Annotated in this window: 15 protein-coding genes; 5 read left to right on the top strand and 10 right to left on the bottom strand. The window is 53.4% G+C overall.

Annotation, left to right across the window (positions count from 1 at the left end; all coding sequences use genetic code 11):
• The first annotated feature begins 38 nt into the window (after positions 1 to 38).
• Positions 39 to 2,474, top strand: coding sequence for a glycosyl transferase (locus NYE26_RS11555; RefSeq protein ID WP_339255929.1), 2,436 nt, complete (start codon positions 39 to 41; stop codon positions 2,472 to 2,474).
• A gap of 91 nt (positions 2,475 to 2,565) precedes the next feature.
• Here the strand turns inward: NYE26_RS11555 and NYE26_RS11550 are convergent, their stop codons facing one another.
• Positions 2,566 to 4,560, bottom strand: a complete 1,995-nt coding sequence (locus NYE26_RS11550) for a beta-L-arabinofuranosidase domain-containing protein (RefSeq protein WP_339255927.1) — start codon at positions 4,558 to 4,560, stop codon at positions 2,566 to 2,568.
• A gap of 168 nt (positions 4,561 to 4,728) precedes the next feature.
• Between NYE26_RS11550 and NYE26_RS11545 the strand changes: the two genes are divergently transcribed.
• Positions 4,729 to 5,601 carry an AraC family transcriptional regulator gene (locus tag NYE26_RS11545; RefSeq protein WP_036729568.1) on the top strand — a complete coding sequence of 291 codons (873 nt, stop codon included), beginning with the start codon at positions 4,729 to 4,731 and terminating at the stop codon, positions 5,599 to 5,601.
• A gap of 12 nt (positions 5,602 to 5,613) precedes the next feature.
• On the opposite strand, the gene NYE26_RS11540 is transcribed toward NYE26_RS11545, so the two are convergent.
• Positions 5,614 to 5,829, bottom strand: a complete 216-nt coding sequence (locus tag NYE26_RS11540; RefSeq protein WP_036729570.1) for a hypothetical protein — start codon at positions 5,827 to 5,829, stop codon at positions 5,614 to 5,616.
• Between the two features lie 116 nt (positions 5,830 to 5,945).
• Between NYE26_RS11540 and NYE26_RS11535 the strand changes: the two genes are divergently transcribed.
• From NYE26_RS11535 to NYE26_RS11525, 3 genes are all read left to right on the top strand, one after another.
• The gene (locus NYE26_RS11535; protein WP_036729573.1) at positions 5,946 to 6,527 is read left to right on the top strand and encodes a YitT family protein; all 582 of its coding nucleotides are present in this window, start codon (positions 5,946 to 5,948) and stop codon (positions 6,525 to 6,527) included.
• Positions 6,528 to 6,626: 99 nt separating this feature from the next.
• Positions 6,627 to 7,394, top strand: coding sequence for a threonine/serine exporter family protein (locus NYE26_RS11530; protein ID WP_081751313.1), 768 nt, complete (start codon positions 6,627 to 6,629; stop codon positions 7,392 to 7,394).
• Between the two features lie 27 nt (positions 7,395 to 7,421).
• Positions 7,422 to 7,859, top strand: a complete 438-nt coding sequence (locus tag NYE26_RS11525; RefSeq protein WP_339255922.1) for a threonine/serine exporter family protein — start codon at positions 7,422 to 7,424, stop codon at positions 7,857 to 7,859.
• A gap of 112 nt (positions 7,860 to 7,971) precedes the next feature.
• On the opposite strand, the gene NYE26_RS11520 is transcribed toward NYE26_RS11525, so the two are convergent.
• From NYE26_RS11520 to map, 8 genes are all read right to left on the bottom strand, one after another.
• Positions 7,972 to 10,002, bottom strand: a complete 2,031-nt coding sequence (locus tag NYE26_RS11520; RefSeq protein ID WP_209877713.1) for a Na+/H+ antiporter — start codon at positions 10,000 to 10,002, stop codon at positions 7,972 to 7,974.
• Positions 10,003 to 10,183: 181 nt separating this feature from the next.
• On the bottom strand, positions 10,184 to 11,050 hold the full coding sequence (locus NYE26_RS11515; RefSeq protein ID WP_339255919.1) for a VOC family protein: 867 nt from the start codon (positions 11,048 to 11,050) through the stop codon (positions 10,184 to 10,186).
• 245 nt (positions 11,051 to 11,295) lie between these two features.
• Positions 11,296 to 11,961 (bottom strand): DUF4085 family protein, encoded by a 666-nt coding sequence (locus NYE26_RS11510; RefSeq protein ID WP_339255917.1) that lies wholly within the window; start codon positions 11,959 to 11,961, stop codon positions 11,296 to 11,298.
• Positions 11,962 to 11,991: 30 nt separating this feature from the next.
• Positions 11,992 to 12,387, bottom strand: coding sequence for a hypothetical protein (locus NYE26_RS11505; RefSeq protein ID WP_339255915.1), 396 nt, complete (start codon positions 12,385 to 12,387; stop codon positions 11,992 to 11,994).
• Positions 12,388 to 12,417: 30 nt separating this feature from the next.
• Entirely contained in the window at positions 12,418 to 12,966 is a 549-nt protein-coding gene (locus tag NYE26_RS11500) for a GNAT family N-acetyltransferase (protein WP_339255913.1), read from the bottom strand.
• A gap of 386 nt (positions 12,967 to 13,352) precedes the next feature.
• Complete coding sequence (locus tag NYE26_RS11495) at positions 13,353 to 13,775, bottom strand: Rrf2 family transcriptional regulator (protein ID WP_036729584.1); 423 nt, start codon at positions 13,773 to 13,775, stop codon at positions 13,353 to 13,355.
• A gap of 107 nt (positions 13,776 to 13,882) precedes the next feature.
• On the bottom strand, positions 13,883 to 14,170 hold the full coding sequence (locus NYE26_RS11490; RefSeq protein ID WP_036695137.1) for a carboxymuconolactone decarboxylase family protein: 288 nt from the start codon (positions 14,168 to 14,170) through the stop codon (positions 13,883 to 13,885).
• A gap of 153 nt (positions 14,171 to 14,323) precedes the next feature.
• Complete coding sequence (gene map, locus NYE26_RS11485) at positions 14,324 to 15,070, bottom strand: type I methionyl aminopeptidase (protein ID WP_036729586.1); 747 nt, start codon at positions 15,068 to 15,070, stop codon at positions 14,324 to 14,326.
• Between the last annotated feature and the right edge of the window lie 31 nt (positions 15,071 to 15,101).

Below are 15,101 nucleotides of genomic sequence, written 5' to 3'. Positions count from 1 at the left end.
TAAACGCGCGTTCACAATCGAAAGGAGACTTGTCTCTCATGAAATTCGGAACTTTTGACGACACCCGCAAAGAGTATGTAATCAACACTCCCAAAACACCTTATCCTTGGATTAACTACCTCGGCAACGAGCAGTTTTTCGGCCTGATCTCTAATACTGCCGGGGGCTACACCTTCTACCGCGATGCGCGGATGAGAAGACTTACCCGTTACCGGTATAACAATATTCCGCTGGATACCGGCGGCCGCTATTACTACCTGTACGATGGCGGGGACTTCTGGACCCCGGGCTGGATGCCAGTGAAGCGGGATCTCGACTTCTACGAATGCCGCCACGGTCTGGGCTACACTTCTATTACAGGCGAGCGTAACGGCATTTCCGTGAATCAGCTTGCTTTTGTACCGATGGGCCATAATGCGGAAGTCCACCGTCTGGTTGTTAAGAACACAGGCGAAGCGAAGAAGACCGTGAAGCTGTTCTCTTTTGCCGAGTTCTGCCTGTGGAATGCCAATGATGATATGACCAACTTCCAGCGTAACCTCAGCACCGGCGAAGTAGAAGTGAAGGATTCCGTCATTTATCACAAAACAGAATACCGCGAGCGCAGAAACCACTATGCCTTCTATTCTGTAAATAAAGAAATTGCCGGCTTCGATACGGACCGCGAATCGTTCGTGGGCATGTACAATGGCCTGGATGCTCCGCAGGCGGTTGCTGCCGGTGAGGCTACTAACTCTGTCGCCAGCGGCTGGTCGCCGATCGGCTCCCACGCCCTCGACATTACGCTGGAGCCGGGTGAAGCGCAGAGCTTCATCTTCGTCCTCGGCTATATCGAGAACCCTGAGGATGAGAAATGGGAAGCCCTGAACGTGATCAACAAGAAACCGGCTCAGGCTGTTATTGATCAGTTCGCTACAGATGCCCAGGTGGATGCCGCCCTGGAGGTTCTGGCTGCACACTGGGATAACCTGCTGTCCAAATACCAGATTAAGAGCGGGGACGACAAGCTGAACCGGATGGTGAACATCTGGAATCCGTACCAGTGTATGGTTACCTTCAACATGTCCCGTTCCGCTTCCTACTTCGAATCCGGCATTGGCCGCGGTATGGGCTTCCGCGATTCCAACCAGGACTTGCTCGGCTTCGTCCACCAGATTCCAGAGCGCGCCAGAGAACGTATTCTCGATATCGCCGCTACCCAGTTCCCTGACGGCAGCGCGTATCACCAGTACCAGCCGCTAACCAAGAAGGGCAACAATGAAGTCGGCTCCGGCTTCAATGATGATCCGCTCTGGCTGATCTCGGGTACAGCAGCCTATATTAAGGAGACCGGCGATTATTCGATCCTTGATGAGCAGGTTCCTTTTGACAGCAACCCGGATCACACCGCTACTCTGTTTGAGCACTTGAAGCTGAGCTTCGAGCATGTTACGAACAACCTCGGACCTCACGGCCTGCCGCTGATTGGACGCGCGGACTGGAATGACTGTCTGAACCTGAACTGCTTCTCTACCGAGCCAGGCGAATCGTTCCAGACCACGGAGAATATCGCAGGCGGTGTAGCCGAATCCGTGTTCATCGCAGGCCTGTTCGTCTTCGTCGGACCGGACTATGCCGAGATATGCCGCATGCGCGGACTGGATGATGTAGCCGCTGACGCTGTTGCCAAGATTGAGAACATGAGTGCCATCACGTTGTCCCACGGCTTCGACGGCGACTGGTTCCTGCGCGCTTATGACCACTATGGCGACAAGATCGGCAGCAAGGAGAACGAGGAAGGCCAGATCTTCATTGAGCCGCAGGGCATGTGCGTAATGGCCGGAATCGGTGTAGAGAACGGTGAAGCAGCCCGCGCCCTGACTTCCGTGCAGGAACGTCTGGATACGGACTATGGTATCGTTTTGCAGCAGCCTCCGTATTCCAAGTACTATCTGAACCTGGGTGAAATCTCCACGTACCCTCCGGGCTACAAAGAGAATGCCGGGATCTTCTGCCATAACAACCCTTGGATCATGATTGCGGAGACGGTCCTTGGACACGGCGACAGAGCTTTTGAAATCTACAAAAAAATCGCTCCGGCCTATCTGGAGGACATCAGCGAAGTGCACCGGATGGAGCCTTACGTGTACTCCCAGATGATCGCCGGTAAAGATGCTGTACGTCACGGCGAAGCGAAGAACTCCTGGCTGACAGGAACAGCAGCATGGAACTATGTAGCGATTACACAGTCCATCCTGGGGATTCAGGCAGACTTTGCCGGGCTCAAGGTTGACCCTTGTATCCCTGCAGAATGGGACGGCTTCGAGATTACCCGCGTCTTCCGTGGCGACACTTATGTGATCTCGATCCAGAATCCGAACCATGTATCTAAAGGCGTAGCCAGCCTGACCCTCGACGGCGCTGCCGTGGAAGGCAACATTATCGCTCCTGTAGGCGACGGTGCTGTTCATCAGGTTGTAGTCACTCTCGGCTAATTATCTATCACTTCTATAAAAGCATAACAACCCGGTTGTCCGCTTAGGCGGTACAACCGGGTTGTTCGTTCATGGACAGGCGGCCCCGGAATTACTCCGGTATCCACACCTTCATCTCTCCGCTGCCGCGGTTGCCCCACAGATAGTACGGAATTGCCGTTACTTCCACCGGCTGTACTGCCGCCCTGGTGCTGCCGTAGAGTCCGCCACTCCAGCTCTGCTCCTCCACCCTGTAGCCCTCCGCCCGGATTACTACAGCTCCGCCAAGCAGCTCTTCATCGTAAGCCTCCTTGAACCTGCCCTTCTTGCTTAGAGATATTGAGCTTAGCGGCTCGCCGTTATCCGCAGATTCCAGACAATAGACCAGCGGCCCGTACTGAATAGCCGTCTTCCCGGCATTAGCCCGCAGTTCCGGGTGGGCGTATACACGGTGCGCTTCCATTGGAAGCATCAGCTCCACGATGTCACCGGGCTGCCACTCCCTGCGGATTACCGCATAGCCCTGCTCCAAAGCATCAAGTGCTGGAAGGAGCCCGCCATTAACGCTGATCCGGACCTTTCCGCTGCTCCACGATGGAATACGCAGGGCGATACCGAACACCCCGGCTTCCGCAGGATCAACCTTCAGTGTGACTATGCCCTCCCATGGAAGCTTGCTGGACTGAGTGACCTTCACCTCTGTTCCTCCAAGTAAGGTTCTAAGCTCACTTCCGATATACAGATTCGTATAGAGCGTATCGCTGTGTTCAGTGTAGATATACTGATTCAATGAGGTCAGCAGGCGCGCCACATTCGGCGGGCAGCAGGCACAGCCGAACCAGCCCTGGCGCTGCGCCTTCACATGCTGTTTGCCGGGATTACAGGTGCAGACCTGCGGCCAGACCTCCAGCGGATTGACGTAGAAATAATGCTTGCCGTCCTGCGCCATCGAGCCGAGTACATTATTATAGAGCGCACGCTCCATCACATCGGCATAACGGCTATCTGGAGTCAATTCCAGCATTCGTCTGGCAAAAAAGATCAGCCCGATCGAAGCACAGGTCTCCGCATAGACCGTATCGTTAGGCAGATCGTAATCAAAGGTGAATGCTTCGCCGTGATGGGTGGAGCCGATTCCGCCAGTGATATACATCTGTCTCTCTGTCATATTGTTCCACAGGCGCAGACACGCCTCGCGAAGTGCTTCATCTCCGGTCAGGCGGGCCAAGTCGGCCATGGCGGTATACATATAGACGGCGCGGACAGAGTGGCCTACGGCTACCGTCTGCTCACGGACCGGTATATGGGACTGATTGTAGGCCATATCGATATGATCCGTCTGGCCGCCCCAATGTGTAACCCTGCCCCGGCTCTCCCATTCCTGGCGCAGGAAGTTCGGCTCCTGCCCGCGCTGGTCAATGAAGAAGAGGCTGAGCTTCAGATACTTCTTCTCCCCTGTCAGCCGGTACAGCTTCACCAGCGCCAGCTCAATCTCCTGATGACCGTCATAGCCCTTCAGCTTGCCTTCCTCCGGTCCGAAGACAGAGTCGATATGATCGGCCATACGGCGCATAATACTCAGCAGCTTGTCCTTACCGGTCGCTTCATAATAAGCCACTGCAGCTTCGATGAAATGTCCGGCGCAATACAGTTCATGGCAATCCTGGAGATTCGTCCAGCGCTTGCCCGGCTCCTTGACAGTGAAGTAAGTGTTCAGGTATCCGTCGGCCTGCTGTGCTTCTCCCACCAGATCGATCACCTCGTCCGCCTGGCGTTCCAGCTCCGGGTCCCGCCGGATGCTGAGGGAATAACCCGTTGCCTCCAGCCACTTGGCTACATCGCTGTCCTGGAAGACCATGCCCCCGAACTTACCCTGTCTTCTTCCGGCAGCGATTTCAAAATTGGCAATGGCATGGCTCGGTTCAGCCCCGGCCACGCGGTCATGAAGCGCCTCATATTGATAAGGAATCACTGTCTCCTGCACCAACCGGATATAACGGCCCCAGAATTCATCCTGAACGTGCACTCTGTGGCCTCCCTGATCCGAATGACCGGAATGATCTGGTTGAACGGTTGTCCGAACCTTTGCACCTTCAAATTGACTCATTGTAGCATCTCCTCTTCAGCATTTCGTCCTCGCTAATTGCCATTATAGACGGTACAATATAACAAAAACAGAAGCATAAACAACCCCGTTTTTGTACTATTTCACACAACTTTTATATAAGGCTTAGCGAAGTTAATTCAGGACACATGCCTTCCCAAGGAGCTGCTAATGACACTTAATTCTTCCTATATTCATCTGGCCGCACCGCCCTTCCCCTATTTCCTGGAATGCGGCCGTACCGTCTATTCGCCCGGAGACCAGCATCCGAACCGCAGCCGTATGGGCAAATTCGATCTGATCATCGTGGAGCAGGGATGCCTGCACATTGGAGAGGAGCATACAGAATGGGCAGTGGGCGCCGGGCATACCCTGCTGCTGCTGCCTGACCGCTACCATTATTCAGTGCAGCCGTGTGATGCGGAGACGGTCTTCACTTGGGTTCATTTTCACACGGTGGGAGAATGGACGGAATCAGCGGGTGAGCCGGTATATGCCGACCGGGAAACGCATTTCCGGCAGTTTCTTACCCACCCTTATACCATCCGTATTCCCCAGTTCGGACCGCTACCTGCCCCCTTCGCACGGAGCGGCCAGGCAGGGCAGTTGCTGCAGCTGAACCATAGCAGGCGCTCAAGCGCCGTGTGGCAGCAGCAGCGTATCTTCGAGGAGATGCTGCGGACGATGGATCTGGCCCGGCAAGATACGGCCGGAAGCCAGGCAGACGAGATTGCCGAGCAGGCGGAGGCCTATCTGCGGAATCATTATATGGAAGAAGTCACGAATACCTCTCTGGCGGATGCCCTGCATTTTCACTACAATTACCTGGCCCGCTGCATGAAGCGTGTCTACGGGCTTACGCCCATGGAGTACCTGACCGATTACCGGCTGGAGCAGGCCAAGCTTCTGTTGCTTAAGACAGAGATCCCGATCGCGGCAATCGCAGAGCGCACCGGCTTCGAGAGTACAGCTTACTTCTCCCGGCGCTTCAGCCGCAAGGTCGGAATCTCTCCGCTGCGCTTCCGCAAGCGATATTCCCGCTGAGCATGAATGCACTTAGGCGGAACCCGGGGCAAGGATACGGAACTCGTGCAATTCCCGGCAGTAGGATAACCCGCGAATCCGTACGGACTGGGGCGTGTAGGCTCTGATCGGGCCCGCTTCCAGCTGCTGCTCCGGTCCGCTCTTCAGCAACACTGCCACCGGCACCTCCGATAGTGCAGCAGCCAGCAGCTCCATATCGGTCTCCAGTATTTTATAGAAATAACCCATTTCAGACTTCACCTGCTTTATGGTCAATTGATTCGGGCGGCGCAGAATTTTTAGCTATTTTTTTCCAAATGGGCGCATAAAGATTAAGACATGCCTCAATTCCGGAGATGTTGACTATGCGATCCTTCCCAAGCTATATTATTATTCTGCTGGCCAGCCTGCTGATTGCAATAGGAACGAATTTCTTCCTAGTCCCCTATAAAATCCTCGATGGAGGAATTATCGGCATTGCCCTCATTATTAATTATATCTCCGGCACCAAAATCGGACTGTGCATTATGCTATGCAGTCTGCCTATCTTCCTGCTGGCCTGGTTCCGGCAACGGGAGATCTTCTACAACAGCATTCTGGGTCTGCTGGCTTCCTCCCTGCTGATCGAGCTGCTCTTTCCGCTTCAGTATTACTTCCTGTACTATATTGAGCTGGGCTCCATCTCAAGCGCCATTATCGGCGGCTTCCTGATGGGCACCGGACTCGGGCTGATGCTGCGGTTCAAAGCCAGTACAGGCGGAACCGACCTGCTGGCCAGATTCATCCAACGCTACCTGCCGCTGAATGTCGGCCTGATTATCTTCCTGACGGATTTCCTGATCATCGGCGCTGGCGGAATTCTGATCTCCAAGGAGACCTTTTTCCATTCGATTCTGACGATTGTTTCAGGAGGGGTCGCTACGGGATTATGCACGCTGGAAGAGTAAAAACCCGGAATTTGCCGGATGCTATGGAATAAAGGTTGAAATTTTCAGACTTTCAGGCGACAATCGAATAGATAACATTCCCGGGGAGGATCAGCGAAGTTGGATAGTACAAGCACGAATAGCAACACTTCCATACATGACATTGTCGATCTGTGCCTGCTGGCAGGCAAGATCATGCTGCAGAGCGGTGCAGAGACATACCGTGTGGAGGATACCATGAGCCGGATGGCTGCGGCACTAGGCTTCCCCGGTGCGCATAGCTATGTCACGCCGACGGTCATTATGTTCACCACCAGCCGGACCGAGCCGGTGAAGCTGTTCCGGATCGCCGAACGGACGACAGACCTGCAAAAGGTATCCGAGGTCAATGACATCTCCAGGCGGCTGACCGAACGCCAGCTGACAGCCGCAGAAGCGCGGGAGCGTCTCGGCGTGGTCGATGATGCGGCGCATGCTTACCCGGTATGGGTACAGATCGCAGCGGCAGCCTTGACCGGAGCCTGCTTCACGGTCATGTTCAAGGGCAGCCTGCAGGATGCTCTGCCGTCGCTGCTGATCTCCGGTACAGGCTTCGCAGCGGCCACTTATCTTCACCGTCTGGTGCAGTTTCGCTTCTTCGCGGAATTCATTGCTTCCTTCATTATCGGTCTGCTGGCCTTCTTCTCCGTCAAGCTCGGTGTGGGACGGGAGATGGACAAGATTATTATCGGCTGTGTAATGCCGCTCGTACCGGGGCTGCTCATCACCAATGCGGTCCGTGACCTGATGGCCGGGCATCTGGTATCCGGCATCTCCAAAGGGGCCGACGCCTTTCTGACTGCGTTCGCCATCGGGACCGGCATCGGGCTGGTCCTGTCCATTTTTTAACACCCACTTGAAAGAGGTCGTCCTGCCATGATTTTGCAATTGATCACCAGTTTCATCGCTGCCTCAACCTTCTGCATTCTATTCAATGCACCGGTGCGCGCGCTGCTGCAATGCGGCTTCGCCGGAATGATCGGCTGGATGCTGTACCTGCTGCTGGATCACAGTTCCGATACTGTCGTCGCAACCTTTGGTGCTACCGTTGTGATCGGACTGATCAGCCAGTTTTTTGCGCGTTCCTTCAAGATGCCGGTCATTATCTTCAGTGTCGGCGGCATCATCCCGCTTGTGCCGGGCGGTCTTGCATATGATGCCATGCGGAGGTTCGTGGAAAATGATAATAACCTGGGCATCCAGTATGGGGTTCAGGCGCTCCTGCTGTCCGGAGCCATTGCGGCCGGTCTGGTGCTAAGCGAGGTGCTCGGACAGATGTTCTTGCGTATCAAGAAATTGCCCAAACAACCGTAACGCTCCATTCCACAAACAAGCCCGCTTGCAGCAAGGACCCCGGGTCCCTGCGCAAGCGGGCTTTGTATATTGTATCAGATAAAATATATTGCAACACCGGCGTTCTAACGGTCTAATCCTCCCAGATTGAGGTTTCGAGCTGGTCGACGAACCGCCGCAGCCTGCCGGCAATCTTAAGATTAATTGCCCCGTTCTGATACATCTCCTGTACAGTATTCCGTTGCTCCTGAATCGCCTGCAGCTTCAGCTCCAGCTTGTCATCATCCAGTACGCCGTCATTGCTCCAGCCTTCCCCCTGCACCAGCCTGGATTCCAGCCGTTCGTACTTGTCGATGACCTTCTGTGAGGCGAGCCGGTTCTCATCACTCATTCCTGCACTAACGGCGGATACTGCCGCCTGGCACATCGCAATCTTTGCCGTCCGCGCACTTTCGGCATTCTGCAGGGCGAGCTGTCCTTCTTCCCCGCTGAGTTTACCTGAGAACAGTCCAGAGAACAGCCGCTGAATTTCTGTTAAAGAGAATTTAATCTGCGTATTCAGCCGTTTGCACAGCAGAGACTCCGTATGATCCAGCAGCTCCTCCATCTTCACGGCAACAGGCTCCGGCAGCGCCCCGTTCTCCATGATCCGCCGCAACTCCGTGCGTTCGGCTTCGAGCGCACTCTTGCGTGCCTCGACACCCAGACGGAGGAACTGCTCATGGGCCGGGTCATGATCCGGTCTTGCAGCACATAGTCTATCAACCTTATCTGTAAATTCCAGCAGCACAGGCTGTGTTGAGCGCTCCGGGCTCTCAGAGACCAGGCTGCGCAGCATCGACATCCCGGCATCAATGACCACATTTCTGGCCGCCAGCTCCGTATTCCCGTATACAGCTCCGGCGCTCTGAACTACGGTCTCTTCACTGTCCGCAAGCAGCGGAAGGAAGATGCTGGCGATGACCAGCGACATCAGAATCACACCTGCCGCCAGCGCAATAATGAGATCCCGCTCCGGAAAAGGTGTCACCCCGTCCCCAAGCACCAGCGGAATGGAGAAGGCACCTGCAAGGGTTACAGCCCCCCTCACCCCTGAGATCGAGGTAATAATCTGTGACTTCAGCGGGGCCTTCTCTGCCTTCAGCCGCTTGCTCTCCCATAAGGAGTAACCATAGACCCACAGAAAACGCAGCACAATCAGCAGCGCCGTGATCGCCAGAACATAGCCGGCAACCATGAAGTTATTCAGCGTCTGATCCCGGTAAATCACCTCGATCACATCCGGAACGGACACACCGAGAATCAGGAAGACCAGCCCGTTCAGCACCAGCAGCAGCACTGACCAGGTACTGGCAGATACAAGCTGAAGCTTATATTGCGGAGAGACGGCCCGGTCCTTCTCAATGGCGTACATGACACCTCCTGCCACAACGGCCAGAATGCCCGAGACCCCGATCTCCTCGCTGATCAGATAAATAATGAACGGCGTAAGGATCTGCAACAGCACATGGATGGTCACATCCTCCATACCGAACCTGCGGATGAACACGCTGAGCCGGATCAGCAGGAATGACAGCACTGCACCAAGCAGCAGTCCTCCTGCGGCAATCAGCACAAAGCTAAACGAGGCCTTAGGCAGAGAGAACACGCCGGTAACCATGGCTGCAATCGCAAATTTAAAGGCGACCAGGCCGGAGGCATCGTTCATCAGCGATTCTCCTTCGAGAATCCGGTGGATGCTTTTGGGAAGATGAACCCGTCCAGCCAGCGCGCTTACCGCTACCGCATCCGTAGGAGACAGAATAGCCGCCAGTGCGAAGGAAGCTGCCAGCGGAATCGAGGGAATCATCCAGTTAATCGCATAGCCCGCCACAAATACCGTGACAAATACAAGTCCCAGCGCCAGCAGCAGAATCGGTGCCCTAAGGTTCCACAACTCACCGCGCGGCGTCCGCCGCCCGTCATTGAAGAGCAGCGGAGCAATGAATAATACAAAAAACAGCTCAGGCTCGAAGTGCATATGTATTCCCGTCGGAATTAGTGCAGCAATGATTCCTAGTCCGATCTGAATCAGGGGAACCGGGACAAACGGAATGAAGCGGTTCAAGATATTCGATACGGCGATTAATCCAAGCATCAACAGCACAGCCAGAAAAGTCTCCAATTCCATCATCTCCCCGTCTGATAATCAATTATATTATTGCAATGACCCGGCTAACGTCAACAAACGGAAGGCACAGCGGAAATTACAATTCTCCGCCCGTACCTTCCGTTGCCTTATCATTCACGGCTTCCGCCGCTGGTCTAGCAGTAAATATTAACGCGATGCTGTCCGCCCTGTTATTTTAGCGTTTCACTAGCAGCTGTATGCCTATATTCCACGGGTCCCTTAGAGTAATGATACCGCCCTCTTCTTCCACACGGTATCCGGCACGCTTCACACGTTCAACCACTTCATGCACTTCCTGAATGTCAGGGAGCAATAGTGTAAAATAATCGATGCCCGCTGCATTCGCAGGAGCCGCCGGAGCCCCTTTTCCAGCCCAGGTATTCAGTCCCATATGATGATGATAGCCTCCAGCCGAAATGAACATGGCCGCATCGCCGTAATGGGCGGTCACCGTGAATCCAAGCGCATCCACATAGAATTTCTTGGCCTCTGCCAGATCGCCCACATGGAAGTGAACATGACCCATTACAGTGCCCGCAGGCAGCCCGGTCCAGCTCAGGCCCTCCGATGCAGCCAGCAGACCGTCCACATCCACCGGATCGGTGGTCATGACCACATTGCCTGTTGCTTCATACTTCCAGGTGTCACGGGGCCGGTCGCGGTACAGCTCGATTCCGTTATGATCAGGGTCTTCGATGTATAGAGCTTCGCTGACCAGATGATCCCCCTGGCCGACCGAAATCCCGGAGTCGATCAGATTGCGCAGCACCAGTCCCAGAGAAGGCCGGTCCGGCAGCAGAATCGCATAATGGTATAGTCCGGCCACCGAGTTCCGGCGCAGCACCTGAGCCTGCTCAATCTCCCGCAGGACAAGCAGCACCTGCTGGCCATCCGCCGTCAGCTCTACCACGCGCCCTTGCTGCCGCAGAATCTTCAGTCCGATTACATTCTGATAAAAGCTGAGCGAGCGCTCCAAATGACTTACACGGATCTGTACAAGTCCAATTTCCAGTTGTTGTGGTAATATAGCTGTTGCTGTCATAGGAATCCCCCCTGAAATGAATATAGGCTAATTCAAATAAAGTCCCTGGTACCAAAGCACGCATAATAACGGTTAGTGTTGACTGTTCCTATCCTGTCCATGCAAAGGTAATTTCAATTTCCGTTACACATTAACTTACTTAAGTATAGTTGCGATCTATATGTTTGTCAATTACTTTTACAATACACATTAGAGTCTACAAAAAAAGCCCAGCCGACAGGCCAGACTCCGAAGCAGTCATTTCGTTATTGAGATTCACCAAGGATCTCTATCAATACATCCTGTGCAGTAATTCTTAGTTCACTTGGCGGGGAATCCATTAGAACCCGAAGCTCGAACCCCTGCTCCGCGGCATAGATCTCGTCATACAGCCAATATTTCTTTTCAAGCGGTTCAGGCAAGCGTAGTCCGCTCACACCTTTGAACTTTAGCTTGATCTCACATTGGTAATGCATTGCCCCGCCGCAGTCCAGAATCATCTCCAGCACACCTTCTGTAGGCATAGTATAGGAGATCACTCTGGCGTCATGCAGACTCTTCTCGACTAACTGTACGGCGCTCTCCGGGAGTTCATGCTTAATGGCTTCGTACCCTTTGCGGTATTCTCTGAAGATCGCCTGCACCCGTTCATCATATTCCCTGCCCCACTGCAAGGCCCGTTGCTTGAACTCAGGCGCAGGATAAGTGGAATTTATCGTTCCGTCATGTATTGAAGCGTGGAAGTACCCGGGTAGATATTTCAGCAGATCTTTTTTCATATATTCCAGAAAATCCTTGGCCCGCTCCTCATAGCTGATCCCCTCTGCCACATGCCAGGCCACATCCTCCAGCCAGTCCTGCTCCGTCTCCGGGAAGACCATGAACCCGCGCACCTGCATTTCTTCATACCAGGGTATAGTGAAAAATTTCATCCTGAAGCTTCCTCCACTCTGTAGCGATCCTTAATTCCCGGCCAGCTTCTCCCCCGCGTATACCCTGTGCTCCTGCGTAGCGGCCAGAATCCAGACCGTCAATTGCTGCTTATTGAACAGGAACTCGTTATCTATTCTGAGATAAGGGAGCTTTGTCCCCTCGAAGGGTCCATCATTACGCAACATTGCATTCTCCGCCTTCATAATATTCTTCACCTGATCTTCACTCAGACGCAGGAACTGTGCAGTCTCTGCAAGTGTCATCAACGGATGGTCCTCAGCTTGACTTTCCGTCTGCGCTCCGGCAGGTGTCGGCAGTTGCATCTCGTAGCCCGCTCTAATCCGATCTCCGATTACGAAGCTGCCGGCAACCAGACACAGGCCCAGAATCAGGGCAGCTCCCAGGATGGTATAATTGTTCTTCATGGGCAAAATCTCCTTATATGTATGCTTGAATCAATGTGCAGGAGTATAAGTAAGGAGCCAACAGTCCCTCCACTCCCCTTCATGCAGTTCATGCTCCGGTAAAAGCTTGCTGCGTACAAATCCGATTTTCTCATAGACTCTGAGTGCCCTGTGATTCCAGCACTGCGGGTCCATGACAATGAGGTCTGCCTGCTCTGCTTCGAGCAGATGCTTCACCATCCCACCTACCAGTAGCGAACCTATCCCCTGGCTCCATAGCTGCGGCTCACCAATGAACTGATCCATTCCGTAGACCTTTCCCGTATAATCTGCGTAGCCGTACTCCGTCAGCTCTTCCCTGCCAACAGGATAGAACTGGATATAACCTATATCCTGACCCATGTACTGCACGATCCCACGGTATAATCCCTCTTCTTCACTTTCATAAAAATTCGTCTGTACCCGTTCCAGATCATGCGGACAGTCCCGGCCTTCATAATACTCCAGCACTGCCGGGTCCGAGAGCCATCGTACGAGCAGCGGTGCATCCTCCTGTTCCAGCCTGCGGACACTGAGGTCCCCGTTCTGAAAAAGAATCATTATGAGATCACTCCTTATATTCCTATAGTCCTGTCACATATGTGTCAGTCTAAACGATAGAAATCGCAGTGTAAAGTCAGCACCAAGCAGCTGCTCATCAAAAAAAGTGGCCCCGCCGGTAACCGGCAGGGCCAAAAGTCTATTGTAAGGGGGTCATGGGTCTACTATACTGAGCGAAGCTTAAGCCCAGATGAAAAACACATAAAGGTTTAATGAAAATAGACAGAATTCCGCAAGGATCAAAGAAAGACCCTGCCGAGGCACGGCGGGGTCTTCCACAAATGGTTCCACTGGGGGGTGGAGAACTTCACTATACTCCCCGAACCTTAAAAAAACATAAAACGGGGCTGAAGGTTTCCTTAAATTTACGTACATCAGATCCTGTCTCAAGCCACAGGAAGCTGATGTACGATCTGATCCAGGGTGACCTCCTGCAGCACATTCTCCATCGCCTTCTGTGCAAGAGAGAATACTGGAACAATAGCGCCTGCAATGTTCTTGCCTACCGGACACTCCGGGTTCGGATGCTCATGGACAGAGAACAGGGAGTCCTCTTCCACCGCATTCACCGCCTTATAAATCTGCAGCAGCGTAATATCAGCTGCACTGCGGGCAAGCTTCGCTCCGGCCACACCGGGACGAACCTCCACAAGTCCTGCCTTATTCAGCATACCCGTAAGGCGGCGAATCACTACGGGGTTCGTATTCACGCTACCGGCGATCCACTCTGAGGTGCTTTTGCCGTCTTTGTTGCTGTCAATTAAGGTTAGAATATGAATAGCCACCGCAAACCGCGTGCTAATGTTCATGTCAATCACTCCTTCACACTGGCCGGAATGCTTCCGCCAGATGCAACTATAATAGTTACATTTAGAGCAATTGTCAATCCCATGAGGAGTTTGCAGACAACAGAACACTATTCACTGTCATACGCCTGCAATGCCACCGGCAGGGCTTGAATCACCACATTACCCACTGCCGGAAGGGGCAGCAGCACTGCGCTGATGATCTCATCACGGGTTGCGCCGAGCGCTTTGGCATGCTTGACATGAAAGGGCAGTCCGCTCTCCAGCCTAACCGCCGCAAGTACGGAAATATAGGCAATCTCCTCGGTTTTGGCATCCAGGCTGCTTGCGGCATCCAGCTTCTTCACAATTTCGCCAAGGGCCTTTTGCTGCTCCGGCGCTTCCTTCATAAATGTCATAAAGGCATGACTGACTTGCGGTACATTATCCACTTTAATTAACCCTCCGATTCTGGAAACAGATTCTTGCATTCCATATGATAACATCATCTTTAGTATGAGGGTTTCTTGCGTAATGCATACATTACAACTGTTAAATATTCCTATATATCTTCAAGCACTAGTCAAAATAATCGGCTTGCCCTTGGTGACCACAATTGTGTGCTCAAACTGGGCCACGCGGCTGTTGTCGGCAACGCTGAGTGTCCAGCCATCCGGCTGCTGCTCTACGAAATCAGTGCCTGTGGACAGAAACGGTTCGATGGTAATGACCTGGCCTTCTTTCAGCACCGTCGTTACACGCGGATTATAGAAGGGCAGAATCTCAAACGGCTTCTCATGCAACGCTTTGCCAATGCCGTGGCTGCACAGGTTACGCACGACTTTATAGCCGCGCTTCCGCGCTTCGGACTCCATAACCCGGCCGATCTCGTTCACCTTCATGCCCGCCCGGAGATGATTAATCACGCTCATCATGGTCTCTTCCGTACTCCGGCAGAGGTGAATCAGCTTCTCATTATAAGGAGGCAATTGAAACGATACCCCGGCATCGCCAAAATAACCGTTCAGCTCGGCGGAGACATCGATATTGATCAGATCTCCGGCCTGAATGACACGTTGTCCCGGAATTCCATGCGCTACCTCTTCATTCACACTGATACAGGTCGTTCCGGGGAAGTTGTAGGTTACCTTTGGAGCAGATTTTGCGCCAAAATGGTTGAGAATCTTCGCCCCCACTTCATCCAGCTCCGCAGTCGTCATTCCGGGAACCACACTTTTCTTCATCTCGGCGATGGTGTGGCCTACCACTGCACCCGCCGCTTTCAGTCCTTGCATATCCTGGAGCGTATCGCTCGTCATCCCTGCTCACATTCCTCTCGTTATCAAAGCT

This window comes from Paenibacillus sp. FSL P2-0136 (assembly GCF_037975325.1).
In the GTDB taxonomy this organism is placed as follows: domain Bacteria; phylum Bacillota; class Bacilli; order Paenibacillales; family Paenibacillaceae; genus Paenibacillus_AQ; species Paenibacillus_AQ silagei.
The sequence above is the reverse complement of the archived record's forward strand: the minus strand, read 5'-3'. Positions and strand labels throughout refer to the sequence as shown.

Bases quoted from the DNA above. Each gene is read 5' to 3' on its own strand.
- NYE26_RS11555 (WP_339255929.1), top strand. From the start codon at position 39: ATGAAATTCGGAACTTTTGACGACACCCGCAAAGAGTATGTAATCAAC.
- NYE26_RS11550 (WP_339255927.1), bottom strand. From the start codon at position 4,560: ATGAGTCAATTTGAAGGTGCAAAGGTTCGGACAACCGTTCAACCAGAT.
- NYE26_RS11545 (WP_036729568.1), top strand. From the start codon at position 4,729: ATGACACTTAATTCTTCCTATATTCATCTGGCCGCACCGCCCTTCCCC.
- NYE26_RS11540 (WP_036729570.1), bottom strand. From the start codon at position 5,829: ATGGGTTATTTCTATAAAATACTGGAGACCGATATGGAGCTGCTGGCT.
- NYE26_RS11535 (WP_036729573.1), top strand. From the start codon at position 5,946: ATGCGATCCTTCCCAAGCTATATTATTATTCTGCTGGCCAGCCTGCTG.
- NYE26_RS11525 (WP_339255922.1), top strand. From the start codon at position 7,422: ATGATTTTGCAATTGATCACCAGTTTCATCGCTGCCTCAACCTTCTGC.
- NYE26_RS11515 (WP_339255919.1), bottom strand. From the start codon at position 11,050: ATGACAGCAACAGCTATATTACCACAACAACTGGAAATTGGACTTGTA.
- NYE26_RS11510 (WP_339255917.1), bottom strand. From the start codon at position 11,961: ATGAAATTTTTCACTATACCCTGGTATGAAGAAATGCAGGTGCGCGGG.
- NYE26_RS11505 (WP_339255915.1), bottom strand. From the start codon at position 12,387: ATGAAGAACAATTATACCATCCTGGGAGCTGCCCTGATTCTGGGCCTG.
- NYE26_RS11500 (WP_339255913.1), bottom strand. From the start codon at position 12,966: ATGATTCTTTTTCAGAACGGGGACCTCAGTGTCCGCAGGCTGGAACAG.
- NYE26_RS11495 (WP_036729584.1), bottom strand. From the start codon at position 13,775: ATGAACATTAGCACGCGGTTTGCGGTGGCTATTCATATTCTAACCTTA.
- NYE26_RS11490 (WP_036695137.1), bottom strand. From the start codon at position 14,170: ATGACATTTATGAAGGAAGCGCCGGAGCAGCAAAAGGCCCTTGGCGAA.
- map (WP_036729586.1), bottom strand. From the start codon at position 15,070: ATGACGAGCGATACGCTCCAGGATATGCAAGGACTGAAAGCGGCGGGT.